The 24,331-nt window shown below is 68.2% G+C and carries 21 protein-coding genes; 6 read left to right on the top strand and 15 right to left on the bottom strand.

Annotated elements, in window-relative coordinates:
- Window positions 1–30 precede the first annotated feature (30 nt).
- The 4 genes from ABTX24_RS06800 to ABTX24_RS06785 form a co-directional block, all read right to left on the bottom strand.
- Window positions 31–849, bottom strand: a complete 819-nt coding sequence (locus ABTX24_RS06800) for a substrate-binding periplasmic protein (RefSeq protein WP_350838339.1) — start codon at window positions 847–849, stop codon at window positions 31–33.
- Between the two features lie 163 nt (window positions 850–1,012).
- Window positions 1,013–3,160 carry an alpha-galactosidase gene (locus ABTX24_RS06795; protein WP_350838337.1) on the bottom strand — a complete coding sequence of 716 codons (2,148 nt, stop codon included), beginning with the start codon at window positions 3,158–3,160 and terminating at the stop codon, window positions 1,013–1,015.
- Entirely contained in the window at window positions 3,157–5,226 is a 2,070-nt protein-coding gene (locus tag ABTX24_RS06790; RefSeq protein WP_350838335.1) for a beta-galactosidase, read from the bottom strand. Before ABTX24_RS06790 ends, ABTX24_RS06795 begins: the two co-directional genes overlap by 4 nt.
- Window positions 5,223–6,263 carry a LacI family DNA-binding transcriptional regulator gene (locus ABTX24_RS06785; RefSeq protein ID WP_350838333.1) on the bottom strand — a complete coding sequence of 347 codons (1,041 nt, stop codon included), beginning with the start codon at window positions 6,261–6,263 and terminating at the stop codon, window positions 5,223–5,225. Before ABTX24_RS06785 ends, ABTX24_RS06790 begins: the two co-directional genes overlap by 4 nt.
- 110 nt (window positions 6,264–6,373) lie before the next feature.
- On the opposite strand from ABTX24_RS06785, the gene ABTX24_RS06780 reads away from it, so the two are divergent.
- From ABTX24_RS06780 to ABTX24_RS06765, 4 genes are all read left to right on the top strand, one after another.
- Complete coding sequence (locus ABTX24_RS06780) at window positions 6,374–7,321, top strand: carbohydrate ABC transporter permease (RefSeq protein WP_350838331.1); 948 nt, start codon at window positions 6,374–6,376, stop codon at window positions 7,319–7,321.
- An 8-nt stretch (window positions 7,322–7,329) separates the two neighbouring features.
- Window positions 7,330–8,190, top strand: a complete 861-nt coding sequence (locus ABTX24_RS06775) for a carbohydrate ABC transporter permease (protein WP_350838329.1) — start codon at window positions 7,330–7,332, stop codon at window positions 8,188–8,190.
- A gap of 15 nt (window positions 8,191–8,205) precedes the next feature.
- A complete protein-coding gene (locus tag ABTX24_RS06770) occupies window positions 8,206–9,546 on the top strand; it encodes an ABC transporter substrate-binding protein (protein WP_350838327.1) in 1,341 nt (446 codons plus the stop codon).
- Window positions 9,547–9,618: 72 nt separating this feature from the next.
- Window positions 9,619–11,373, top strand: coding sequence for a glycoside hydrolase family 35 protein (locus tag ABTX24_RS06765; protein ID WP_350838325.1), 1,755 nt, complete (start codon window positions 9,619–9,621; stop codon window positions 11,371–11,373).
- Window positions 11,374–11,410: 37 nt separating this feature from the next.
- On the opposite strand, the gene ABTX24_RS06760 is transcribed toward ABTX24_RS06765, so the two are convergent.
- Entirely contained in the window at window positions 11,411–11,995 is a 585-nt protein-coding gene (locus tag ABTX24_RS06760; protein WP_350838323.1) for a TetR/AcrR family transcriptional regulator, read from the bottom strand.
- Between the two features lie 117 nt (window positions 11,996–12,112).
- Between ABTX24_RS06760 and ABTX24_RS06755 the strand changes: the two genes are divergently transcribed.
- Window positions 12,113–12,955 carry an alpha/beta fold hydrolase gene (locus ABTX24_RS06755; protein WP_160024936.1) on the top strand — a complete coding sequence of 281 codons (843 nt, stop codon included), beginning with the start codon at window positions 12,113–12,115 and terminating at the stop codon, window positions 12,953–12,955.
- 52 nt (window positions 12,956–13,007) lie between these two features.
- Here the strand turns inward: ABTX24_RS06755 and ABTX24_RS06750 are convergent, their stop codons facing one another.
- Complete coding sequence (locus tag ABTX24_RS06750) at window positions 13,008–13,991, bottom strand: AraC family transcriptional regulator (RefSeq protein WP_350838321.1); 984 nt, start codon at window positions 13,989–13,991, stop codon at window positions 13,008–13,010.
- Window positions 13,992–14,112: 121 nt separating this feature from the next.
- On the opposite strand from ABTX24_RS06750, the gene ABTX24_RS06745 reads away from it, so the two are divergent.
- On the top strand, window positions 14,113–14,865 hold the full coding sequence (locus ABTX24_RS06745) for an SDR family NAD(P)-dependent oxidoreductase (RefSeq protein ID WP_350714441.1): 753 nt from the start codon (window positions 14,113–14,115) through the stop codon (window positions 14,863–14,865).
- Window positions 14,866–14,964: 99 nt separating this feature from the next.
- Here ABTX24_RS06745 and ABTX24_RS06740 read toward each other — a convergent pair whose 3' ends face one another.
- The 9 genes from ABTX24_RS06740 to ABTX24_RS06700 all read right to left on the bottom strand — a co-directional run bounded on the left by ABTX24_RS06740 (window position 14,965) and on the right by ABTX24_RS06700 (window position 24,322).
- On the bottom strand, window positions 14,965–15,609 hold the full coding sequence (locus ABTX24_RS06740; RefSeq protein ID WP_350838319.1) for an NAD(P)H-binding protein: 645 nt from the start codon (window positions 15,607–15,609) through the stop codon (window positions 14,965–14,967).
- A 170-nt stretch (window positions 15,610–15,779) separates the two neighbouring features.
- Window positions 15,780–16,436, bottom strand: coding sequence for an NAD(P)H-dependent oxidoreductase (locus tag ABTX24_RS06735; protein WP_160024932.1), 657 nt, complete (start codon window positions 16,434–16,436; stop codon window positions 15,780–15,782).
- A gap of 34 nt (window positions 16,437–16,470) precedes the next feature.
- Window positions 16,471–16,800, bottom strand: a complete 330-nt coding sequence (locus ABTX24_RS06730; protein WP_350838317.1) for an ArsR/SmtB family transcription factor — start codon at window positions 16,798–16,800, stop codon at window positions 16,471–16,473.
- A 228-nt stretch (window positions 16,801–17,028) separates the two neighbouring features.
- The gene (locus tag ABTX24_RS06725; RefSeq protein ID WP_350838315.1) at window positions 17,029–18,612 is read right to left on the bottom strand and encodes a glycoside hydrolase family 32 protein; all 1,584 of its coding nucleotides are present in this window, start codon (window positions 18,610–18,612) and stop codon (window positions 17,029–17,031) included.
- A gap of 40 nt (window positions 18,613–18,652) precedes the next feature.
- Window positions 18,653–20,125 carry a glycoside hydrolase family 32 protein gene (locus tag ABTX24_RS06720; RefSeq protein ID WP_350838313.1) on the bottom strand — a complete coding sequence of 491 codons (1,473 nt, stop codon included), beginning with the start codon at window positions 20,123–20,125 and terminating at the stop codon, window positions 18,653–18,655.
- Window positions 20,126–20,135: 10 nt separating this feature from the next.
- Window positions 20,136–21,113, bottom strand: a complete 978-nt coding sequence (locus ABTX24_RS06715) for a LacI family DNA-binding transcriptional regulator (RefSeq protein ID WP_350838390.1) — start codon at window positions 21,111–21,113, stop codon at window positions 20,136–20,138.
- A 68-nt stretch (window positions 21,114–21,181) separates the two neighbouring features.
- Window positions 21,182–22,090: a carbohydrate ABC transporter permease gene (locus tag ABTX24_RS06710; protein WP_201451103.1), complete on the bottom strand. Its 909-nt coding sequence runs from the start codon at window positions 22,088–22,090 to the stop codon at window positions 21,182–21,184.
- Complete coding sequence (locus ABTX24_RS06705; RefSeq protein ID WP_350714448.1) at window positions 22,087–22,992, bottom strand: carbohydrate ABC transporter permease; 906 nt, start codon at window positions 22,990–22,992, stop codon at window positions 22,087–22,089. Before ABTX24_RS06705 ends, ABTX24_RS06710 begins: the two co-directional genes overlap by 4 nt.
- On the bottom strand, window positions 22,985–24,322 hold the full coding sequence (locus ABTX24_RS06700) for an ABC transporter substrate-binding protein (protein WP_350838311.1): 1,338 nt from the start codon (window positions 24,320–24,322) through the stop codon (window positions 22,985–22,987). Before ABTX24_RS06700 ends, ABTX24_RS06705 begins: the two co-directional genes overlap by 8 nt.
- Window positions 24,323–24,331 lie beyond the last annotated feature (9 nt).

The following is a 24,331-nucleotide window of genomic DNA, read 5'->3' as shown; positions in this document are numbered from 1 at the left end:
GATGTGCGCCGTTCGCCAGGAGTGATGAACTCAGGATCCCTTGTCGCGGAACACATCGGCGAGCGGATCCGCCTCGAAGTACGCGGTCTTGATCCGCATCCACTCGCCGTCGAGGACCATGTCCTTCAGGACCTCGTCGATCTGTTCCTTGCGCTGGTCGCCGGAGCGGATCACGAAGCCGATCGGGGCGTCCTTGACCGGGTAGACGATCGGCTCCTCCAGGGCTATGGGCGCGCTCTTGATGATCGACTGAGCGTAAGGAGCCCCATGGAACAACGCGTCCGCCTCGCCTCGCTCGATCAACCCGATGGCAGCGCCCACGTCAGGGGCCCTGACGATCTCGACGTCGTGGTACTTCTCTTCGAGGTAGGACCCTTGGACGGCGCCGTCGACGACCGCGATCTTCTTCCCGTTGACGTCACCGCGCTTCCGGATGGTCGATCCCTCGGGGGTGAGGAAGGCGACGTACGTCGAGAAGTACGGCGCGCTGAAGTCGAACTCCCGCTCGAGGTCCGAGGTGCTCGTGACCTGGGCCCCGATCATGTCGATCTTTCCCGCTCTCAGGGCCGGGAATAGCTCGTTGAAGTCCATCGCCACGAACTCGGGCTCGACGCCCATGCCTTCGGCGACGCTGCGGGCCATCTCGTAGTCGAAGCCCAAGGTCTCGCCGCCGCTCTGGTAGTAGACGGGTTCGGTGCTGTCGACACCGATCCGAAGGGTGTTGCTGCTGGTGACCGCGGCGCTCGCCTGTCCGCTGGCGGACGGCGTGCGGTCCGAGAAGTGTCCGCTGAAGGCGATCGCGCCTAGAAGAGCCACGGCACCGGCGACGACCAACTTGATCTGGTTCATGTGTGTGTGTGGTCCTGTTGCTGGCGATGGCTGGCATGCCAGCCCGAGCGGTAAGGCGTGAGTCAGCCAATCGGACCCGTACGTCAGGTGGAGCCCGGCCAGACCAACACGGCGCGAACGGAGGACGAACCCCGGGTGACGTGGCCGGCATCGGTGATGACGGTCACGACGCCACCTCCGCGACCAGGTGCACGATGACCAGGTCGTCGGCCTCCAACAGAGGCGCGATCACGCCGACCTCGTCGAGCAGCCGGCCGCTCATCACCGCGCCGCCGGCGTACCACGCGGGTCGCGGGCGGTCCACGGGCGACACCGCGAGAGGCACCGGCGTCACCCGGTACGCCTTCTCCGCGGCCAGGCCGGGGAACCGGACGCGGCCGGCCGGCTGGCCTAGGGTGAGGTCGAGCGCCGAGAGACGGAACAGCGCCTCCCGCCCGTCAGGGGCGACCACGCCGTCCAGCTGCAGGCCGTCGGGCACGGCGTCCGCCCGCACGACGCGGCCGGAGTGGAGCAGACCACGGAACCGCTTGTGCAGCGCGATCCAGGCCCGGAGCTCCTCGCGCTCCTCGTCCGTCATGGTGGTGAGGTCCCACTCGATGCCGAGGTGTCCCCACACGGCGGTGCCGGCACGGAAGCGCAGGGTGTGCTGGCGTCCGGTGGTGTGGTCGGTGCTCGATCCCACGTGGGTGCCCATCAGCTCGGGCGGGAGGATCAGCCCGGTCCACCGGACCAGACGGTGCCCTTCGTGTGCGTCGATGCAGTCGGAGACCCAGGCCCGGTCGGTCCGCTCGAGGACCCCCAGATCCAGGCGCCCGCCACCGCCGGAGCAGGCCTCGATCTCGAGCCCGGGGTGCCGCGCACGGAGCGCGTCCATCATGCGGTAGGTCGCAAGGGTCTGCAGGTGGACGCCGGGGCGGCGGTCCCGGCCACGACCCGCGCCGGTCAGGGCACGGTTGTGGTCCCACTTGATGTAGGCGATGCGGTAGCGGTCCACCAGCGCCGAGATCTGACCGAACACGTGCGCCCAGGCGTCCTCATCGGTGAGGTCGAGGACGTGCTGGTCGCGCGAGCTGATGCCGGGACCGGCGTGGGTGCCGAGGATCCACTCGGGATGCGCCCGGGCCACGTCGGAGTCGAGGCTGACCATCTCGGGCTCGAACCACAGCCCGAACTCCATGCCCAGGCTGTGCACGGTCTTCACCAGCTGGGTGAGCCCGTCGGGGAACACGTCCTCGTCCACGACCCAGTCACCCAGGGAGGTCGTGGCGTCGCGCCGCCCCTTGAACCAGCCGTCATCGAGGACGTACCGCTCGACGCCCAGGTCGGCCGCACGCTCGGCGAGCTCGACGAGCTTCGGCATGTCCATGTCGAAGTAGACCGCCTCCCAGGTGTTGAGGAGTACGGGTCTTGCGCGCCGTGGGTGCACGACCCGCGCCCTCAGGTGCTCGTGGAAGCGGCCGGAGAAGGCATCGAGCCCCTCGCCCCAAGAGGCGTAGAGCCAGGGCGAGGTATAGGTCTCGTCGTGGCCCAGCACCATCTCGCCGGGCATGAGCAGCTCGCCTCCGCGCAGCAGCTTCCAGCCCGTGAAGGAGTTCTCGGCACAGAGCACCTGGTTGCCGCTCCAGCCGAGGTGAACACCCCAGACCCGACCGGCACGGAAGCCGAACCCGGACCGGCCGGCACACAGCACGGTGGCCGAGTCGTGGCCGGGACGACCGCCCCAGGCCTCGCGGACGTGCTGTCCCTGGGTGAACGCGTGGCGCTGCGGGGTGCGCTCGTGGGCGTGCCGCCCCGCCATGTCGAGGAGCTCGTCGGCCTCGGCCGGCACCGGCAGAGCCGGCTCGAGCAGCGTCACCTCGTATGGCGTCGCCTCCAGGTTCCGCACGCAGGCACGGAGGCGCAGCAGACCGTTCCCGAACAGCTCGATCTCGGTGGTCACCTCCACCCCGGCCGACCTGTCCAGAGCGACGCTGGTGAGCCGGGTGCAGTCGGTCGACTCGGTGACCGTGTGGTCCACCGAGTCGTAGGTGAGCGCCCAGGCCTGACCGGCGCGGCTGCCCAGCAGACCAGGACGACCCACCCAGCCACTGGTCTGCTGCGGCAGCACCGATGCCCACGAGTGCTGGTAGATCGCCCCGTCGAGGCTCGGCATCTCCAGCGAGCGGAGAAGGTCGGGAAGGTGCTCGACCGCGGTCTCACCGAGTTCCGGTCCCCAGTGGAGCACGCAGGGGAGCTCGGTGGGGTCCAGCCGGACGACCAGGCTGGTGTCGCCACGTCGGAGATGCACGCCGCGGGCGCGCTCGTCGGTCATCGGGCGGTGCGGGTGAACACGGCCACCCCGGAGCCCGCCAGCTCGGCGACGCCGCGATCGGCACCCGAGGAGAACATCGGCTCGCCGAGGCCGCCCAGCTCGTCCAGCTCGCCGAGGTCGACCACGTCGTCGGTCCGGTTGACCAGGAACCAGTACTCCCTCTCGCCGTCTGCGCGGATGGCGAGCTCCACCCTGCCGCGAAGCCCCGCGGGCAGCTCGCTGTCCACCCCCGCGGCCTCGAGCAGTCGTGCCAGCAGCGGCTCGAGACCATCCGCACCCAACCGCGTGGAGACGTACGTCGCCGAGCCGCGACCCAGGGCTCGTCGGGTCACCGCCGGGCGACCCGCCTGCAGGCCGGTCTTGTACGACGCGAGGACCTGTGTGCCGGGAGCCGTCGCGGTGATCCGGTCGGTCCACCGTGTCCCGGTACTGCCGTCGTCGAGAACGACCTCGCTCCCGTCCAGGAGCGGCCCGAACTCCTCGATGCGGATGCCGAGCAGGTCCCGCAGCGCACCCGGGTAGCCGCCCGGCCACACGTGGTTGTTCTCGTCCACGACGCCGGAGAAGTACGTCGTGACCAGGTGGCCGCCGCCGTCGACGAACTTCCTCAGCAGGTCGGCCGTCGCGGCCGGCATCACGTGCAGCCCCGGCGCCACCACCACGTCGTACCCGTCGAGCGGCGCGCCGACGGGCAGGACGTCAGCCCGGACCCCGAGCGCGAGGAACGCGACGTACCAGTCGAGCGCCTCCGCCCGATGGCTCACCGAGGAGCTCGGGTTGGCCTCCAGATCGAGGGTCCACGACGACTCGATGTCGAAGAGGATCGCGGCGCGGGCCTGCCGGCGCCGAGACCCGACGACGGAGGCGAGCCGCTCGAGGTGTCCGCCCAGTCGGACCACCGTCCGATAGACCTCGCTGTCCTCGCCGGCATGGGGCAGCATGGCCGAGTGGTACTTCTCCGCGCCGGCCACGGACTGCCGCCACTGGAAGAAGCAGACGGCGTCCGCACCGTGCGCCACGTGGGTGAGCGAGTCCCGCACCAGCGCGCCGTCCGCCTTGGGCGGGTTGATCGCGCGCCAGTTGACTGCGCTGGTCGAGTGCTCCATCAGGAACCACGGCTCACCGCCGGCGATGCCGCCGGTCAGGTTGGCCGAGAACGACAGCTCGTCGCGGGCGCGGTCGTCGACGAGCACGTAGTGGTCGTTGGAGACGAAGTCGACCTCGGCCGCCCAGTCGGCGTAGTCGATGCCGTTGAAGTGGTCCATCACCATGAAGTTGGTGGTCACCGGCACGCCGGGGGTTAGCCGGTCGAGGACCTCCCGCTCGGCGCGCAGGTAGTCCTTGAGGGCGTCGGAGGAGAATCTCTTGAAGTCGAGCTGGTGCGTCGGGTTGGGGATGGTGGGCGTCAGCCGCGGCGGCAGCACCTGGCTCCAGTCGCTGTAGCGCTGCGACCAGAACGCGGTGCCCCAGGCGCGGTTGAGTCCGTCGAGGTCGCCGTACCTCTGCGACAGCCAGGTGCGGAACGCCGTCGCGGCGTCCTCGGAGTAGTCGTAGAGGTTGTGGCAACCGAGCTCGTTGGAGACGTGCCAGGCGGCGAGCGCCGGGTGCTGGGCGTACCGGCTCGCCATCTTCTCGACGACCGCCAGGGCGTGCTGCCGGAACACCGGTGACGTCGGTCGCCAGTGCTGCCGCGCGCCCGGCCACATGGTCTCGCCGGTGCGCGTGACCGGAAGGATCTCCGGGTGCCCGGTGCTCAACCAGGGCGGCGGCGAGGCGGTCGCGGTGGCGAGGTCGACGGCGATGCCGTGGGCGTGCAGGAGGTCCATCACCTCGTCGAGCCAGGCGAAGTCCCAGGTGTCCGCCGTCGGCTGCAGGCGGGCCCAGGAGAAGATCCCGAGGGAGACGATGTTCACCCCGGCCTGACGCATCAGCCGGACGTCCTCGTCCCACACCTCCCGTTCCCACTGGTCAGGGTTGTAGTCGGCCCCGAAGCCGAGCGGTCCGCGAGCGTTCTCGACCGCGAGCGACTCGGGCCAGCGCACCCACCGGTGGAGGCGCCGGCTCATGCGTTCGTCCTGCGAGGCGCGGCGGTGCTGGCCCGGACCACCAGCCGGGGCCGCACCAGGGCCTCCTGGTGCTCGTGCTCGCCGGACTGGATCTCCCGGATCAGGGCATCGACCGCGCCCCGGCCGACCTCGTCGAACGACTGGTGGACGGTGGTCAGCGGCGGCCAGAAGTACGCCGCCTCCTCCATGTCGTCGAAGCCGACGACGCTGACGTCGTCGGGGACCCGGCGACCGCGCTCGTGCAGGGCTCTCAGGAGTCCCAGGGCCATCTGGTCGTTCGCGGTGAACACCGCGGTCACCTCCTCCTTGTCGGCCAGCCGGAGGCCGGCCTCGTAGCCGGCTCCGGTCGACCAATCGCCCGGCAGCACCGGCGGCACCGTTCGGCCGTGGGCCTCGAGCGTCTCCTGCCACGACGTCCGGCGGCGCCGCGCGGAGTAGGACAGCTCGGGCCCGGCGACGTGCCAGACGGTCTCGTGACCGAGGTCGAGCAGGTGCTCGGTGGCCAACCGTGCTCCGAGGGCCTGGTCGTTGTCGACGATCGGGTAGTCGTACTCCGCGCTGGAGTCGACCACGACCACCGGCAGCCCGTCCGGTACGGCGACGCCGTCGAGCCGGTGCGTCTCGACCAGGATGATGATGCCGTCCACCGCCTGCTCGCCGAGCTGGTCGAACGCGGCTCGAACGGCGTCCTGGGTGGCGTCCAGCACCGGCAGCAGGTTGATGGCGTACCCGGTCTGGGTGGCGGCGGCCGCGATCGCGTCGAGCGTGTGGGTGGTGCCGACGCTGGAGAGCTCGAATGCGATCACGCCGATACTCTGGAACCGTCCGCTGCGCAGCGCCCGGGCCGCCCGGTTGGGCCGGTACCCGACCTCGCGCATCGCGGACAGCACCCGCTCCCGGGTGGCCGCGTCGACATAGCGGGCGCCGTTGGCGACCCGCGAGACCGTCTGTCCCGATACCCCAGCGATCCGGGCAACGTCGGCCTGAGAGGCCCCTCGCCGTGTCACTGGCCCCGAGGCCGTGCTGTCTGTCGCCATGGGCCGAATAATCCTTCCGCCAACCTGTTGACGTCAACATGTGTCGTACGTCACTGTACCTGTTGACGTTAACAGGCCGCCATCGGAAAGGCGGTGAAAGGAGGTGGACCGTGTCCCAGGGCGTGACTCAAGTGGAGAGCATCCGGGAGACCCGCGGTGGTGGGCGACCGCCCGCGCCCGGTCGCCGGTGGTCCCGCAGCGACACGAAGGGCTGGATCTTCGTCGGCCCGTTCCTGGCGGTCTTCGCGCTGACCTTCCTGGCGCCGATCGGCTATGCCGCCTACCTCAGCCTCTTCCGTGCGCAGGCGTTCTTCGGCACCACGCAGTTCGTCGGCCTGGACAACTACGTCGACGTGTTCACCGACGACAAGTTCTGGGACGGCTCGTTGCGGGTCCTGCTGTTCTTCGTCGTACAGGTGCCGATCATGCTCGGCCTCGCCCTGGTGGCCGCGCTGGCAATCGACAGCGCACGGCTCTGCGGCACGAGCTTCTTCCGGCTCTTCATCTTCCTGCCCTATGCCGTCCCCGGCGTCGTGGCCGTCCTGATGTGGGGCTTCATGTACGGCACCAACTTCGGGCTGGCCGCCGACTTCAACGAGCTGTTCGGCACCTCGATCGCGCCGCTCAGCAACAACTGGATGCTCGCCTCGATCGCCAATATTGTGACCTGGGAGTTCGTGGGCTACAACATGCTGATCTTCTACTCCGCCCTGCGCACAGTGCCCGGCGAGATCTACGAGGCCGCCGCGCTCGACGGCGCCGGGGCGCTGCGCACCGTGCTCTCGATCAAGATCCCGGCACTGCGCGGGGCCATCCTGATCGCCACGATCTTCTCGATCATCGGGACCTTCCAGCTCTTCAACGAGCCGAACATCCTGCGGACGCTGGAACCCAACATCATCACGACCTACTACACGCCGAACCTCTACGCCTACAACCTGTCCTTCGGCGGGCAGCAGTACAACTACTCGGCGACGGTCGCGATCGTGATGGGCCTGCTGACCGCGGTGATCGCGTACGCCGTCCAGCTCCGCGGCTCACGAGAGGCGATGAAATGACGGGCCGGGTGAGCACGTCGCCGCTGGCGCCGCGACGGTCGCCGCTGCTGACCGCGCTGATGGCGCTGTTCCTCGTCTACACGCTGGTGCCGCTGGCGTGGCTGATCCTGAGTGCCACCAAGACACAGGCGGATCTGTTCTCGAGCCCGGGGCTGTGGGTCGGCGACGAGTTCGCGTTCTTCAGCAACGTCCGCGAGACGCTGACCTACCGCGACGGCATCTTCCTGCGCTGGCTGGCCAACACCCTGCTCTACGTCGTGGTGGGTGCCGGCGGCGCGACCCTGCTGGCCACCGCGGCCGGCTACGGCCTGGCCAAGTACCGCTTCCCCGGACGGCGGGCGGTCTTCGCCGTCATCATCGGCGCGGTGGCCGTGCCCGGCACCGCGCTGGCCGTACCGACGTTCCTGATGTTCTCGAACATGGGGCTCACCAACACGGTCTGGGCGATCATCATCCCCTCGCTGATCAGCCCGTTCGGCCTGTACCTGATGTGGGTCTATGCCGCGGACGCCGTACCGGATGAGCTGCTCGAGGCGGCGCGCATCGACGGCGCCGGCGAGGTTCGGATCTTCTTCACGGTCGCTCTTCGCCTGCTCGCTCCCGGCATCGTCACGGTGCTGCTGTTCGCCGTCGTCTCGACGTGGAACAACTACTTCCTGCCACTGATCATGCTGAGCGAGCCGAAGCTCTACCCGCTCACCGTGGGCCTCACCCAGTGGAGCGCTCAGGCGACGGGCGCGAACGCGCAGCCCGTCTACAACCTGGTGGTCACCGGCTCCCTGCTGACCATCGCCCCGCTCGTCATCGCCTTCCTCCTTCTCCAGCGGTTCTGGCAGTCCGGCTTGAGCGCGGGAAGCGTCAAACAGTGAAATGAAAGGAACGCCATGTTGATCATCAATGGGCGCAGATCCCGCCGGATCGCCCTCGTCGCGGCAGCCCTCACCGCCGCCTCCGTGCTCGCCGGCTGCGGCTCGGACGACGGGGGCGGCAGCGGAGGCGGCGGCACGGCCGCAGACCTCGACGCCGCCCTCGAGGAAGGGGGCACCATCACCTACTGGACGTGGACCCCGTCCGCCGAGGCCCAGGTCGCGGCGTTCGAGGACCAGTACCCGAACGTCGACGTGAAGCTCGTCAACGCCGGCACCGGCAACGACCACTACACGAAGCTGCAGAACGCGATCAAGGCCGGCTCCGGCGGCCCCGACGTGGCGCAGGTCGAGTACAAGGCGCTGCCGCAGTTCGCGCTGCCCGGCGACCTGGTCGACCTGAACCAGTACGGCTTCGACGAGTTCGAGTCGGACTACACGCCCTCGACCTGGGCCTCGGTGCAGGCCGGCGACGGCCTCTACGGGCTGCCGCAGGACTCCGGCCCGATGGCGCTCTTCTACAACCAGCAGGTCTTCGACGAGCACAAGCTCGAGGTGCCGACCACCTGGGACGAGTACGTCGAGGCAGCCCGGACCATCAAGAAGGCCGACCCGTCACAGTGCATCACCAACGACAGCGGTGACGCCGGCTTCACCACCAGCATGATCTGGCAGGCCGGTGGCACGCCGTTCGAGGCCGACGGCGAGAACGTCACGATCGATCTGCAGGACGAGGGCACGCGGAAGTGGACGGGCGTGTGGAACCAGCTCGTCGAGGACGAGCTGGTCTGCACCATCCCCGGCTGGACCGAGGAGTGGTACAAGGCGCTGGGCGACGGGACCATCGCGTCCATCGGACTCGGTGCCTGGGCACCTGGCGTGTTCGAGCAGTCCGTGCCTGACGGTGCGGGCAAGTGGCGGGTCGCACCGATGCCGACGTACGACGGGCAGCCGGTGACCGCCGAGAACGGCGGCAGCACCCAGTCCGTGCTGGAGCAGAGCAAGAACCCCGCGCTGGCCGCGGCGTTCGTGCGCTGGCTCAACCACGACGAGGGCGTCGAGCCGTTCCTGGAGAGCGGTGGCTTCCCGGCGACGGTCGCCGACCTGCAGGACCCCGCGTTCGTCGACAAGAAGAGCGACTACTTCGGCGGCCAGCAGGTCAACCAGGTGCTCACCGAAGCGGCCACCCAGGTGGCCGAGGGCTGGCAGTACCTGCCCTACCAGCTGTACGCGGACACGATCTACGGCGACACCGTCGGCAAGTCCTACCAGACCCACACCGCCCTCGATGAGGGCTTGGGGGCCTGGCAGGAAGCGCTCGTGAAGTACGGCGACGAGCAGGGCTTCAGCGTCAACTGACCCACGACTGACGGACAGACGGCCGCCGCACCTCGCGGAGCGGCGGCCGTCGGTCCCTCGCGAGAGGTAGGCATGCCCGAGTTCACGATCGGCGAGTCCGACTTCCTCCTCGACGGTGAGCCGTTCCGGATCCTCTCCGGCGCGCTGCACTACTTCCGGGTCCACCCCGATCACTGGGCGGACCGGATCGAGAAGGCCAGGCTGATGGGCCTCAACACCATCGAGACGTACGTGCCGTGGAACGCCCACAGCCCCCGCTCGGGGGTCTTCGACACGGACGGCATCCTCGACCTGCCGCGGTTCCTGCGCCTGGTGGGGGAGGCCGGCCTGTACGCGATCGTGCGTCCGGGGCCGTTCATCTGCGCGGAGTGGGACAACGGCGGGTTGCCACCCTGGCTGTTCCGGGAGCCGGGCGTCGGGATCCGCCGCCACGAGTCGCGCTTCCTCGACGAGGTCGAGAAGTACCTCCACCAGGTCCTGGCGCTCGTGCACCCGCACCAGGTCGACCAGGGCGGGCCCGTGCTGCTGGTCCAGGTGGAGAACGAGTACGGCGCGTACGGCGACGACCGGAGCTACCTGCAGGCACTCGTGGAGATGACCCGTGGCGCCGGCATCACGGTGCCGCTCGTCACGGTGGACCAGCCCGTCGATGCCATGCTCGCCGCCGGCGGAGTCGACGGGGTGCTGCGTACCAGCTCCTTCGGCTCGGACAGCGCGAACCGCTTGCGCACCCTCCGCGACCACCAGCCGACCGGGCCGCTGATGTGCATGGAGTTCTGGGACGGCTGGTTCGACCACTGGGGAGGCCGGCACCACACCACCGCCGTCGATCAGGCCGCCGAGGAGCTCGATGCCCTTCTCGCCGCAGGAGCCTCGGTCAACGTCTACATGTTCCACGGCGGCACGAACTTCGGCCTGACCAGCGGGGCCAATGACAAGGGGATCTACCGGCCGACGGTGACCTCGTACGACTACGACGCTCCCTTGGACGAGGCCGGGAACCCGACCGCGAAGTACTTCGCGTTCCGTGACGTCATCGCCCGCTACGCCCCGGTGCCGACCGAGACCCCCGGCGCCGCCGGTCCCGCCCCCGAGCAGACGGTGGCGTTGGGTGAGCCGGTCTGGCTGCTCGACGACCCGGCGGCGTGGGGCTCCTGGAGCAGGTGGGAGTCGCTGCCGATGCTGGACGAGCTGGAGACGGAGACTCGTCTGGCCGTCTACCGGACCGAGCTGCCGGGCGACCGCCCGGGCGTCCTCACCCTCGGCGAGGTCCGTGACCGGGCCGCCGTCCTCCTCGACGGCGCTCCGGTCGGCATCCTCGAGCGGGAGCACCACGAGCGGGCGATCGCGCTACCGCGCGGTCGCGGCGTACTGGAGCTGGTCGTCGAGGACCAGGGCCGGGTCAACTACGGCGCCCGCATCGGTGAGCAGAAGGGCCTGGTCGGGCCGGCCCTGCTCGACGGGGTGCCGCTCGAAGGTTGGGAGGTCCTGGCCGTCGACCTCGACCGGGTGCCACGCCTGTGGGAGACCGACTCACCAGAAGACCGTGGCTCCGGCGTCGGGCCCACCGCATGGCGCGCACACTTCTCGGCCGAACCCGACGTCGACCTCTTCCTCGACACCGCCGCCTGGGGCAAGGGCATCGCCTGGGTCAACGGCTTCTGCCTGGGCCGCTACTGGCGGCGCGGGCCGCAACACACCCTCTTCGTGCCGGGCCCGGTGCTGCGGCCCGGCCGCAACGAGCTGGTCGTACTGGAGCTGGACGTGCTCACCGAGCCGACGGCCCGGTTCGTCGCCGGGCCGTCCCTGGGGCCACTCGAAGACTGAGGGCAGTCAGTGCTGCGGGATCACCTGCGGCATCTCCTCAGTGCGAACCGCCCACGGTTTGCAGGCGTGCCGCCGCATCGAGCAGTGTCTCGGCGGCGGCGCGGGCATGTTCGGCGGCGTCGGGCGTTCCTGCGATGGCAGCTGTGGTCTGGGCACCCTCGGCCAGGATCGCGAGCTGCGGTGCGAGGCCGGGCGGACCTCCCAGCTCCTCGACCAGGCGGGCGACGTACGCCTGGAACGCGGCCTTCTGCTCGCGTACGGCATCAGCCACGGCCTCCGAGCTGCCGCCCAGCTCTCCGTTGGTGTTGATGAAGGCACAGCCACGGAAGTCGGGCTGCCGGAACCAGGAGTCGAGGAAGTCGAAGATCGCGAGTATCCGCTCGCGCGCCGTCGTGGCGCGCTCGGTGGCTGACGCGAGGCCGGCATCCCAGACCTGGGTGCGATGTCGTAGGACGGCGACGATCAGATCGTCCTTGGAGGCGAACAGTGCGTAGATCCGTTTCAGCGATACGCCTGCCGCAGTCCGGACCGCGTCCATGCCGACCGCCTGCACGCCCCGTGCGTAGAACAGCTCGTCCGCCGCTCGGACGACCTGCTCCCGTGCGCTCGTATCGTCGATCATCTGCCCTCTTCCTCTGTCCGGATCCGCGGCACTTGCGCGGAGAACGATCATTCTCTATGCTAGCAAACAACGCGGAGAACGATCGTTCTCCGAGGGCGAATCCAAAGGAAGAGGATCATGGGCTACATCAACGTGGGCACCGAGAACAGCACCACCACCGAGATCTACTACGAGGATCACGGCACCGGGCAGCCGGTCGTCCTCATCCACGGCTATCCGCTGGACGGCAACAGCTGGGAGCTCCAGTCGCGCGAGCTGATCGCGGCCGGCTACCGCGTCATCACCTACGACCGGCGCGGGTTTGGACAGTCGAGCAAGGTCGGCACCGGCTATGACTACGACACCTTCGCGGCAGATCTGAACGCACTCCTCGAGACCCTGGACCTGCGTGACGTCATCCTGGTCGGCTTCTCCATGGGCACGGGTGAGCTGGCGCGCTACGTGAGCAACCACGGTCACGAGCGTGTCGCGAAGCTGGCGTTCCTCGCTTCCCTGGAGCCGTTCCTCCTGGCGGCCGACGACAACCCGACCGGAGTGCCTCAGTCCGTCTTCGACGACATCGCCAAGGCGGCCCGCGCCGACCGGTACGCCTGGTACACGCAGTTCTTCAGCGACTTCTACAACCTCGACGAGACGCTGGGCTCACGGATCAGCCAGGAGGCGGTCACGGCCAGCTGGAACACCGCCACCCGCAGCGCACCGGTGGCTGCCTACTCGGTGGTGCCGACCTGGATCGAGGACTTCCGTGAGGACGTCGTCGCCGTGCGCGCCTCCGGCAAGCCGGTCCTGATCCTGCACGGGACCAGCGACAACATCCTGCCCATCGACGCCACCGGGCGGCCCTTCCACGAGGCGCTCCCCGAGGCTGAGTACGTCGAGATCGAAGGCGCTCCCCACGGTCTGCTGTGGACCCACGCCGCCGAGGTCAACGAGGCACTTCTGGGTTTCGTGAAGGCATGAGACCTCTCTTTCCGCCTCCGTCCGGATTCCTTCGGGCGGAGGCGGAAAGAGTTTAGGTGCCTGCGGCGGTTCCTTGCGGGACCCGGCTGGTCGGTCTCGAGGCTGTCGCGACCGCGCGCCGCGCTTCGTTCCGGAACTTCGCGGGTGATGCGCCGACCACGCGGCGGAATGCGGTGCTGAAGGCGCTCTCGGACTGGTAGCCCGTGGCCCGTGCGAGCTCGGAGATGGACATCGTGTCGCGGGCGAGGGCGTCGCGCGCGAGGCTCATTCGCCACTGGATGAGGTACTCCAGGGGTGGGACCCCGACGTGGCTCTTGAAAGCCTGGGCGAACGCGGAGCGTGACATGTGGCTGATCTCGGCGAGCTCCTTCAGGGTCCATGAGTGGGCCATGTCCGCGTGCACGGCACGCAGGGCGGCACCGATGCCGTCCTCGTTCAGGGCGCCCAGCCAGCCGATGGGCCGGTCGGTCTGGCCGGCATGCGCACGGAGCATGTGCACGAGCAGGATCTGTGCGAGATGGTTCTGCACCAGCGGACCGCCGGCCGCGGCGATCCCGACCTCGTTCGCCAGCAGATCGATCAGCTGCGCGAGCCGCCTGCCATGTGGGTCCGTCTCGCGGACGATCACGAGCGGCGGCAGTAGATCGGTGAGCAGGGCCGCATTCCTGTCGTCGAAGGCGATGTGGCCGACGCAGAGGTAGAGGTCGTCCTCGGACTCCGGGCCGATCTGAACGATCCCGTCCTCGGCATCCGCCAGCACCAGCCCTGCAGGACGCGGGCTCGCATCGAGCGAGCTGGCCAGCACGTAGGGCGGCGGGTTGCCCAGCATGAAGGTGTCACCCTCCTGCAGGAGCACCGGATCGTGCCCGTCGAGGATCAACCAGCACGTGCCGCGCACGAGGCCGCCGATCCGTACGTGCAGGAACGTGTCGAAGCGCAACGCCCACTCGCCTGTGGCCCGGAGGCTGGGGCCGATCACCGTGCGGGGGCGCAGCAGACTGATCGCGTCTGCCACTGGATCCCGAAAGCCGACCACCTCAGCACCTCCTGGACGATACATAAAGAATTTCGGACTTCGCATTATGGATAGTAACCCCGCGCCGCGCCAGCATGGATGGCGAAGGAGATCCGCTCGGAAGTGATGGAGAGAGACTCACATGGGACAGTTCGACGACAAGACGGCCGTAGTCACCGGGGGCAGCACCGGGATCGGCCTGGCCACCGCGGTGCGGTTGGCCGAGGAGGGCGCGTACGTGTTCGTCACGGGGCGACGCGAGGCCGAGTTGGAGGCTGCCGTCAAGACCATCGGTACGGACCGGGCGACGGGAGTGGCCGGCGACATCTCCGACCTGGCGGACCTGGACCGGCTCTACGACGCGGTCCGCGCCCGGGGCAAGGGGGTGGACGTGCTCGTGGCGAACGCGGCGGTCGGTACGTTCGTGAGCTTGGAGCAGACCACCGAGGAGCACTTCGACCAGATCTTCGGGGTCAATGTCCGAGGGACACTGTTCACCGTGCAGAAGGCTCTCCCACTGCTCAACGACGGCGCCTCGGTCATCCTGACCGGCTCCACGGCCGCCGACCGCGGCGTGGAGGCGTTCGGAGCCTACTCTGCCTCGAAGGCGGCCGTCCGTTCCTTCGCGCGGACCTGGTCCACCGAGCTCAAGGGCCGTGGCATCCGGGTCAACGTCGTCTCGCCGGCATGGATCGAGACCCCCGGAGGCACAGCCGCCTTCGGTGACGAGGACACCGCCCGAGCCGTGAAGGAGAAGGTCGCCGCGACGGTGCCGAAGGGCCGCATGGGGCAGCCCGAGGAGGCTGCAGCGGTCGTGGCGTTCCTCGCCTCCGAGCAGAGCAGCTATGTCGTCGGTGCGAACATCTACGTCGACGGTGGGGAGAACCAGATCTGAGCCTCCGCCATGCTTCGCCCGGTCAGGCACCAGCCCGATGCCTGACAGAAGGTGGGGGCGGGGCACCTCGCTCACCCAGTGAAGTGGAACGGTGGCGCCTCAACGGATGTTGCGCCGCACTGCTTCGGCAATCGGGGTGTCCCCGGAGTTGAGCTCGAGGATCTGTCGGCTGATCCGCGGCTCGTGCACCAGGGTCGCAAGAGTGTCGGCGACATCGGCGCGAGATATCTGGCCGTGGAGCTCGGCAGGACCGAGCGACACCACGCCGGTTCCGGAGTCGTCGGTGAGCAAGGACGGACGCAGGATCATCCAGTCCAAGCCACTGCGGGCCACGGCGGCATCGGCCTGCTTCTTCACCGCGAAGTAGTACTCCTCCTCGTCGCTGAGGTTCCGCTCCCGCCATGATTCGGGGAGCACCGAGACCAGCGCCAGCCGTCGCACCCCGGTGTGGCGGATCGCCTCGATCGTCTTGCAGACCCCCTCGCCGTCGACGGCCCGGGTCACCTCGGCGGCGCCGCCGTTCGATCCCGCCGTGAACACTACGACCTCGATGTCCGCCAGTGCTGAGGCGAGCTCCGTCGAGTCCATCCTCGCGAGATCGCCCACGACCGCGTCGATCCCATCGGCAGCGAGGACATCCCGCTGCTCCTCGCGGCGCACGAGGCCACGTACTGCATCACCGCGGGATCGAAGGTTCCTCGCAAGCAGTCCGCCGATCCTGCCGGTGATCCCGATGATGAGCACCTTCACTACGATCGCGCTTCCCGTCTCCGCGTGGCGCGGGTGACCAGTCCGACCGTCAACGATGCGCCGGTGCTGTCCGTCAAACCTTGCGTCATCTGATGTCCTCTCGTTGGCCGCTGATTCGGGCGCGGGGTCGTTACGAAGATGGTGTGTCTGTGCCGGGTTCGAGCTCAGGCGATGCTGGTGACGGACTGTCGGACGGCTTCGAGGGCTGCGGCTCGCTCTGTGTCGGTCATGTGGGCGGGGCCGTAGGTGATGACGGGCTCGAGCGGCTTGTAGCCGACGAACTCCAACATGCCACGATGGATGTGGAACAGGAAGTCGGAGATCGAGCCGAGCGCGCCGCCGGGGCGGAACGACTCACTGGAGCCGCCGGTCGTCAACAGCAACATGGCCCGCTTGCCGGCGAGGGCCGCCTCGTCGAACATGCCGTGGTCTCCGCCGAAGAGGGCCCCCATGACGAAGACTCGGTCGACCCAGCCCTTGAGGATGGCGGGCAGCGAGAACCACCACATCGGGAAGGACAGCACCAGCAGGTCAGCGGCGAGGAGTCGGTCGAGATGGTTCTTGACGGCCGGGTCGAGCGTGTTCTCGGTGACCGCGCGCTGCTGCAGGGCCTGCGGCTTGAAGTGTCCCTCGACGGGCTCGAACTCGCCGCGGTCGAGGACGGGGGCCCAGTCGTCCGAGTAGAGGTCGATGACATCGACTCGGTAGCCCGCGTCGCGCAAGGCCTGGGACGCGGTTGTCATCTGGGCGGAGCTGAACGAGCGACTCTCCGGGTGCGCGTGGACGATCAGCGCGGTCGGAATGGGATCGGGGATCGACATGAATCGATCATATCGAGATATCGCGATTTGTAAATTAGAGATCCGCGATGGATCCGGCGAGCTGGGCGAGCCGCTCGTGGTCGCGTCGATAGTGGGTCCACTTGCCTACCCGGGTCGACCGGACCAGCCCGGCGCGTTCGAGCGTGCTCATGTAGTTCGAGACGGTCGACTGTGCGAGGCCCGACTTCGCGTGGATGTGGGTGACGCAGACGCCGACGGACTGGCGGTCCGCGATCGGGTCGTACTCGCTGAAGTGTTGTTCGGGATCTTTGAGCCATTCCAGGAACTGCAGTCGCACGGGATTGCTCAGTGCCTTGAAGACCTCGATCAGCTCGTCTGATGTCTGGCTCATCTCGGTTGCCATGTGTGCTCCTCCAACGTTTCGACACACCACGATATCTCGATACTCAGGCGGGGACTCCCGTATCTCTGCGGCCCTGGCGGCGCTTCCAGCAGCGCTCCGGACGTCGACTCATCCCCGTGGTCGACCTCAAAGGTGCCGAGGTGTGCCTGTAATCACGGCGCCCCGCCAGCGGCAACCGCCGCCGCGGATCGTGGCATTCATGGAGGCCCGAGTGCTCGAGCAGACGAGCTAGCCGATGCTGCGGAGCTGGCGGATGGTGATGCCGGTGAAGCTCGCCGGTCCGCCATCGGTGTAGAGCGAGATGCCGGTGTCGCCCTCGGTGAAGTGCACTTGCTGGGAGAGCACGGTATGGCCGGAGTTGACGAACACCTCGACGCTCTGGGTGTCGACGAAGATCCGCAGGTGCACGGAGCGTGCGGCGGCGTCGATGGGTGCGGCGGCACGTGTGTACGGAGCCAGGGAGTACCCGGCAAGGTCGGACGGGGCTCGGTCGACGTAGAGCTCGGCGCCGTACTTGCCGATGTTCGTGTGCCGCGAGCCGTCGGCCGAGCGTCCGACGGAGACGCCGACGTTGGTGGCGGCGTCCCAGGAGATGTCGAGCTCGAGCTCGTACGCCCGTCCGGTCCAGGGGAGGACGAGGCTGCCGTTGACCGTCTGGTCGGGCAGCGTGGTGGTCGCTGCCACGTAGTCAGAGAGCTTGCTGACGGGGCTGCTGAGCAGGGAGTACCAACCGCCGGGCTGGCGCTCGAGGCGTAGCTCTCGCACGATCGAGTTCTGTCCGTTGTAGCCGTCGGAGGCATCCGTCGGTACGTCGCGGGCGGCGTACTTCCAGTTGTTCATCCAGGCGATGGCGAGGCGTTTGGTCTCCGGCGCGTCCGTCGCGGGCCAGGTGACGGCGGCGTACCAGTCCCAGCCCCAGTCGAGCCACTGTGGAGTGAGGTCGTGGGCGATGAACTCCTCGCCGTTCCACGTGCCCATCCAATAGGCGTACGTCATCGGAAGCCCGATGCTGTAGGCGTCCATGCTGGCGCCGAGCACCCAGTGTCGGGTGCCGTCGTTCGCGGTCATCTCGAACAGGTCGGGGCACTCGATGCCGCCGAGCGCGTGGTTGGGGTAGTCGAAGTTGCGCTTGAGGTGCCAGTCGATCAGGTTCGTGGAGGTGTAGAAGGCCGCATACCGCGCTCGACCGATGACGCAGACCCATTCGCCGCGGGCCGCGTCCCAGTGGATCTTCGGGTCCCGGAACCATTCGGCGTTCTCGATCTCGGCGGGCGTTGTCGCGGTGCGGCCGTCGGTGTTGACGATCACCGGATCGGGCCGAGGGGTGAAGGTGTAGCCGCCGTCGGTCGACCAGTAGAGGTACTGCTCTTGGTACTTGCGGATGCCGTCGGTCGGCTGGGTCGCGAGCGCGATGACGGCTCCGGCGCCGTAGCCGGCGGTGTTCGCGGTGTCGACGACTGCTGATCCGGACCACACGGGGAAGTCGGGCCTCAGGGGCATCACGGTGCCGTGGTGGGTGAACGAGACGGCGTCGGTCGTCGTCGCGTGGTCCCAGCCACCGGGGCCGTTGTTCTGGTCGGAGTGCAGGTAGTAGAGCTGGTAGGCGCCGCGGGTGGTGACCGGTCGCTGCGGGTCGCAGAGCCAGCCCGAGGGCGGGGTCATGTGATAGACCGCCCGAAGCGATGTCTGGGCAGCCGGCCCCATGGCCGGGGTGGTGTGGGCAGCCACTGGAGTGGCGTGGACCGCGAAGAACGCGAGCGACCCGACTCCGGCGCCCTGCAGCATGGTCCGTCGTGAGATGGGGTGGGGCATGATGACTCCTTCGACTCAGGGGGTTCGACTCGGGTTCGGCTCAGACCGATGCGCCCGGCGCATCAGCGTGGATCGGCCTCGGGGCGAGGTGCGGCCCCGACTTCTCGTCTTCGACGTCGACGGCGGTGTACGCGATCGGCCCGCCGATCTCGGTGTCGATGGTCACGGTTATGGGTCCGGGACCGAGCGTGACGAGGTGCGAGATCGTTGCCTCGCCATCGTTCGCGAAGACCTCGAGGAGGGGTCCGTCGAGGCTGACGAGCAGCTGGGCCCGCGGCCCGCCCTCGAGATGGGTGATGCTGGTCGAGGGAAAGTCCGGATGCACCGCCTCGGCCGCGGGACCGCCACGGGTGACGCGGATGGTGCCCGCGGAGTGCTCCAGATCTACCCAGGCATCCGCGCCACCGCGCAGTCGCAGACCGACGGATCCTGTGGCGGACGCATCCCAGGTGAGCGCCAGCACGCTGTGGCCGCTGAGCGAGAGCTCGACAGGTTGGGCGGCGACCGACACCGTCGCCGGTGCGGCCCGAGCGAGCTGTTCGAGGAGGAAGGCGGGAGGCTGCTGGATGAGGCGCGGAGTCTTCTCGACGGTGCGCAGGGCGAGCTGTCGTGGCAACGACATGGCGCCCCTCCACGGCGACGAGGGAAATGCTCCCGCATAGCGCCAGTTGCTCATCCAGCCGAGCATGACCGCGGCTCCCTGCGGCGCGCTGTCGAAGGTGACTCCTGCGTAGAAGTCGCGGCCGTCGTCCAGGCGTACGAGCTCGGGAGAGTCTGCCGTGAACGTGGATCCGTCGAAGCGACCGACGACATAGCTCATCGAAGATCCCTCCGGATCCGGGTCGTCGCCGATCGGGTTGGTGCTGAGGATCAGCACCCAGCGAAGGTCATCGGGATCGCCGTCGAGCGGCAGGGGGACGAGATCCGGACACTCCCAGACGACCCCGGCCGGGCCCAGCGGCCCGAAGACGCTCGCGTGCTCCCACGAGCGCAGGTCGTCGGAGGTGTAGAGATGCACCTGCCGGTCCTCCGCCTCGACCGCGAGCAGGACCCACCGAAGCCGGCCCGCCTCGTCGGTGTAGCGAATGACCTTGGGATCTCGGAACGCGCTCGTTCCGCGGTCGAGCACCGGGTTGCCGGCGTCGAGCTCCCAGGTGAAGCCGCCGTCCCTGCTGATGGCTCGCGACTGCGCCTGATGACCGTCGGCGTACGCGCTCGTGTAGTACGCCGTCAGTGAGGTTCCATCCTCGGTGGGGGTGGAGACGATAGACCCGGAGAAGATCTGCTCGCCGTCACGGAACCGCAGCGCGACCGGGTGCTCGGTCCAATGCTGCAGGTCGGAGCTGGTCGCGTGGCCCCAGCTCATGTTTCCCCAGTCGGATCCCTCCGGGTTGAACTGGTAGAAGAGGTGCCAGCGGCCGCGGTCGTGGACCAGACCGTTGGGGTCGTTCATCCAGTTGCGCTGCGGTGCGAAGTGGAAGGTGGGCCTGGGCACGACAACGGGGTTGGACACTGCGCGTTCCTCAGATCGAATGTCGTGGGACGGATGGGCAGGCGACGCGGATCAGCTGCTCGTCGGTGGACGACTCGATGCCGAGAAGCGTTCGTACGCCGGCGGCACCGAGTTCGTAGTGCGGAAGCGCCACCGTCGACAACGGCGGACGCAGGTGCGCGGCGATCACGTCCTGGTTGTCGAACCCCATGACCGCGACGTCGGTCGGGATGCTCAGCCCGAGCTCGCGCAGCCCGTCATAGAGACCCATCGCCACGCGGTCGTTGTGGCAGAACACGGCCGTCGCCTCCGACTCCACGATTCGCGGCGCGGTGGCGTACCCGCCTTCCTGGGCAGGTTCGGCCGGGAACACGAGAGAGTCGTCGAAGCCGACACCTGCTGCCTCCAGGGCCGCCCGGTAGCCGGCCAGGCGACCGCTCTGGGCCGGCGAGGGTGTCGTCGTGTTGATGAACGCGATCCGCCGGTGACCGGCAGCCAGGAGCTCTTCGGTCGCCGTCCTGCCACCCTGCTCCTCGTCCGGCACGACGGCGGGAAGACCGCTGCCCTCGGCGAAGCAGTCCACGAGGACCGTATCGGTCTGATGCAGCATCTCGGGAACGACGATCTCGCGGTGGTACCAGCTCGAGTAGAGGATGCCCCGCACCTGGTGCTCGAGCATCATCGCGATGGCCTCGTTCTCTGCCGCCTCGTTGCCGTCGGTGTTGGCGACGAGAAGGACGTATCCGTGCGCCCAGGCCTCGTCCTGGGCACCGTGGATGATCTGGCCGGCGAACGGGGTGGTCGCGATCGCGTCGGCGACCAGGCCGATGAATCGCGACCCTCCTCGCGACAAGGTCTTGGCCAGGGCGTTCGGCCGGTAGCCCAGTGCCGCGACCGCGTCCTGCACCCTGCGTCTGGCCTCGTCTCCGATGCGCGCCCCGGGCTTGTTGTTGACGACGTGGGACACGGTCGCGACCGAGACGCCCGCGGCCTTGGCGACGTCTCGCATCGTCACGTTCGCCGCGCTTTTGTTGGGCTCAGCCGTGTTGGGTTCGGCCTTGTTGGGCTCCGTGCCGCTCATCCCTTGGTCGCCCCGCTCTCCAGACCCTGGATCATCGCCTTGTTGAGGACGAGGAAGACAAGGAGCAACGGCGTCACGGTGACGCAGACTGCCGCGAACGTCGCCGTCCAGTCGGTGTTGCCCATGGCCCCGATGTAGTTCTGCAGACCGAGCGGGATGGTCTTGAGCCCGTCGGAGAGCACGAAGGTGTTCGCGAAGATGAAGTCGTTCCAGATGAAGATGCTGTTCACGAGTACGACCGTAATGATCGTGTTCGCGGAGAGCGGGAAAGTGATCTGCGCGAAGATCCGGTACGGCCCGGCGCCGTCGAGCGACGCGGCCTCGTACAGCTCGCGGGGGATGTACTCGTAGAACGACGAGAACAGGTAGACGGCCATCGGGAGCGAGAACGCGGCCAACGGGATGATCATCGACAGGTGGGTGTCGAGGAGCCCGACCCGGGAGTAGTCGATGAAGAGGGGGACGAGCGCGATCTGCACCGGAACCACGATGCCGAGCAGGAACAGCGAGCGTACGACGCCGCTGAACCGGAACCCGAGCACCTGCAGCGCGTACGCCGCCATCATCCCCGCGACGACGATCAGCACACTTGCACCCGCCGTGACGATGAAGCTGTTCAGGATGTTCAGCCACAGGTTGCCGGTCGCGAAGGCTCGGGTGTAGTTGTCGAGCGTGTAGTCCGAGGGCAACGCGAACGGGCTGCCCCCGGCGAAGTCAGCGGCGGTGCGGAAGCTCGTCACGAAGAGCCACACCATCGGATAGACCTGCACGATGACGATGAGCACGATCGTGATCGTGAGCAGCGCGCGTTGGGCACGGAGCCGTGGCGGTCGCGCTGCCGCTCGGGGCTTCGGCGAGTGCGGCACGGCGGCCTTCGGTGGTCGGGTGAGCACAGGTGTGGTCACGAGTCGTCCCTTCGACGGAGCAGCAGGAAGATGAGGCCGACGGCGACCAGACACTCGACGACGATGAAGACAGAGATCGCGCTGGCGTAGCCGTAGTCGGTGTGCACGAACGCGGTCTTGTACATGTACGTGGTGAGCAGCTCGGAGGACTGGCCCGGGCCGCCGTTCGTCAGCAGGTAGGGGATGTCGAAACCGCGTAGCGCGAAGGTGGTCGCCATCACCGTGGTCGTGATCCACACGGGCCGGATGTAGGGGAACCGGATCTTCCAGAACGTCTGCCACCAGGATGCGCCGTCGAGTCGAGCCGCCTCCTCGAGCTCGCGAGGCACGGCGATGAGTGCCGCATAGACGATGAGCATGTAGAGACCGGTGAAGCGCCAGCCCTCCGGGACGGACACAGCCGTGAGTACCGTGTTCACGTTCGAGAGCCAGGCGGTCTGGGCGCCGTCGAGACCGACCCACGCCAGCAGCTGGTTGAGCGGGCCGACCGGGTCGAGGGAGTAGATCCGCTGGAAGAGGAACGCGATCGCGACCGTCGAGATGACCGCCGGGAGCAGATACAGCGTCTTCACGAGCTCCCGGGCCCGCGGCAGCGCCGTCAGGAGCGCCGCGACCGCGAGTGCGCCGCCGAGCTGCAGCACCAGGCAGATCACCAGATAGCCGAGCGCGTTGCCGAACGCCCTCCAGAAGACGTCGTCGCGGGCGAACATCTTGACGTAGTTGTCGAGACCGACGAACCTCATCTCCGTGATGCCGTCCCAGCTGAACAGGCTGAGGAACAGCGACTGCACGATCGGAAGCAGCACGGCGACGCCGTACAGCAGAAGGGGTGGCACCAGGAAGACGGCGACCGACAGCCTCGACCGGCGCGGCAGCATCGAGGTTCGTGCGAGGTCAGCCATTGCTGTTCTCCGCGAGGGTCGCGTCCATCGTCTCGATGAACTCGTCCGGCTTGATGTCTCCCTGGACGAGCAGCGTCAGCTCCTGCTGCAGGCGGGTGTTCGTGGCGGGGTCGAGCTGGGTGTCCCAGGGCATCGCGCTCTCCGCCCCGACCCCGTCGGCCTGCTTCACCGCCTTGGCGTAGAGGTCGGTCGCGTTGTCCGGGATCGAGGTCTCCACGTTGGTGGTGGGGGAGAGGGCACCGGTCGAGGCGTACGTCTCCGGGTAGCGCTCGAGCGCGTAGGCGAGGAAGTCGCGGACCAGCGGGTCGTAGGTCTGCGTGTTGACCGCCATGCCGATTCCTGAGGGGGTGACGTACGCGTTGTCGTCGGTGACGGCGTCCTCGACCGTCGGCAGCGTGAAGTAGTCGACAGACTTGCGTACGCCTGGGTCCAGCGCGTCCGTCGCGAGGTTCGCGAGCTCCCAGGTCCCGATGTTGTAGATCGCGGCCTTGCCCGAGGTGAACTGCGCCTGGGCATCGGCATAGCCGGTCGAGGAGAAGTCTTCCTGGAAGCACCCGGCCTGACCGAGCTCGTAGAGCCACTCGGCGGCCGCACGGCCGGCGGGGTCGGCGAACTTCGCCTTGCCGTTCTTGAGGTCCTGGACGTACTCCGGTCCGGCCATCCGGAACGGGTAGTAGGACATGTAGCGCTCCAGCGGCCACTGGTCCTGCCCGTCGAGAGCGATCGGGGTGATGCCCGCGGCGCGCAGGTCCTTGCAGACCTGAGGGAAGTCGTCGAGCGTCTTGGGGATCTCGACCTTGGCGCGTTCGAGGAGCGCGGAATTGTACCAGAAGAACTCGAGCTGGAACTCGAACGGCACCATGTAGAGGGAGCCGTCGTCGAACCGCTGATAGTTCAGTGCTGCCTCGCGATAGTCGTCATCGAGACCGAGGTCCTTCAGCAGCAGCTCGACGTCGAGCATGCGGCCCTGGTCGGCGAGCTTCTGGGCGAACGGCGTCGCATCGGTGTCGAACAGCTCGGGCAGCTTGTTCGCTGCGGCGAGCGTCTCGTACTTCTGGATGTAGGAGGGGCGGTCGGGGGTCGTGATCAGGTTGAGCGAGAACCCCGGGTGGTCCTTGGCGTACTCCTCGGCGATCTGTTCCATCGCGGTGATCACCCCGCCATCGGCCGGGCGCGAGAGGAGCCAGGAGATCTCGCGAGCCTCGACCTTGCCCTCGGGATCGACTTCCGTGGGGTCGGCGCTGCCAGCTGTGCCCGAGCAGCTGGTGAGGGTGAGCGCGGCGGCGGTCAGGGCGGCGAACAGCGCCGTCTTGGGGTTGCGGATGGGCATCGTGGTCTC

The organism is Nocardioides sp. NPDC127514 (genome assembly GCF_040302125.1).
Lineage (GTDB): Bacteria > Actinomycetota > Actinomycetes > Propionibacteriales > Nocardioidaceae > Nocardioides.
The sequence above is the reverse complement of the archived record's forward strand: the minus strand, read 5'-3'. Positions and strand labels throughout refer to the sequence as shown.

Bases quoted from the DNA above. Each gene is read 5' to 3' on its own strand.
- ABTX24_RS06800 (WP_350838339.1), bottom strand. From the start codon at position 849: ATGAACCAGATCAAGTTGGTCGTCGCCGGTGCCGTGGCTCTTCTAGGC.
- ABTX24_RS06795 (WP_350838337.1), bottom strand. From the start codon at position 3,160: ATGACCGACGAGCGCGCCCGCGGCGTGCATCTCCGACGTGGCGACACC.
- ABTX24_RS06790 (WP_350838335.1), bottom strand. From the start codon at position 5,226: ATGAGCCGGCGCCTCCACCGGTGGGTGCGCTGGCCCGAGTCGCTCGCG.
- ABTX24_RS06785 (WP_350838333.1), bottom strand. From the start codon at position 6,263: ATGGCGACAGACAGCACGGCCTCGGGGCCAGTGACACGGCGAGGGGCC.
- ABTX24_RS06770 (WP_350838327.1), top strand. From the start codon at position 8,206: ATGTTGATCATCAATGGGCGCAGATCCCGCCGGATCGCCCTCGTCGCG.
- ABTX24_RS06765 (WP_350838325.1), top strand. From the start codon at position 9,619: ATGCCCGAGTTCACGATCGGCGAGTCCGACTTCCTCCTCGACGGTGAG.
- ABTX24_RS06760 (WP_350838323.1), bottom strand. From the start codon at position 11,995: ATGATCGACGATACGAGCGCACGGGAGCAGGTCGTCCGAGCGGCGGAC.
- ABTX24_RS06755 (WP_160024936.1), top strand. From the start codon at position 12,113: ATGGGCTACATCAACGTGGGCACCGAGAACAGCACCACCACCGAGATC.
- ABTX24_RS06745 (WP_350714441.1), top strand. From the start codon at position 14,113: ATGGGACAGTTCGACGACAAGACGGCCGTAGTCACCGGGGGCAGCACC.
- ABTX24_RS06735 (WP_160024932.1), bottom strand. From the start codon at position 16,436: ATGTCGATCCCCGATCCCATTCCGACCGCGCTGATCGTCCACGCGCAC.
- ABTX24_RS06730 (WP_350838317.1), bottom strand. From the start codon at position 16,800: ATGGCAACCGAGATGAGCCAGACATCAGACGAGCTGATCGAGGTCTTC.
- ABTX24_RS06725 (WP_350838315.1), bottom strand. From the start codon at position 18,612: ATGCCCCACCCCATCTCACGACGGACCATGCTGCAGGGCGCCGGAGTC.
- ABTX24_RS06715 (WP_350838390.1), bottom strand. From the start codon at position 21,113: ATGCGAGACGTCGCCAAGGCCGCGGGCGTCTCGGTCGCGACCGTGTCC.
- ABTX24_RS06705 (WP_350714448.1), bottom strand. From the start codon at position 22,992: ATGGCTGACCTCGCACGAACCTCGATGCTGCCGCGCCGGTCGAGGCTG.
- ABTX24_RS06700 (WP_350838311.1), bottom strand. From the start codon at position 24,322: ATGCCCATCCGCAACCCCAAGACGGCGCTGTTCGCCGCCCTGACCGCC.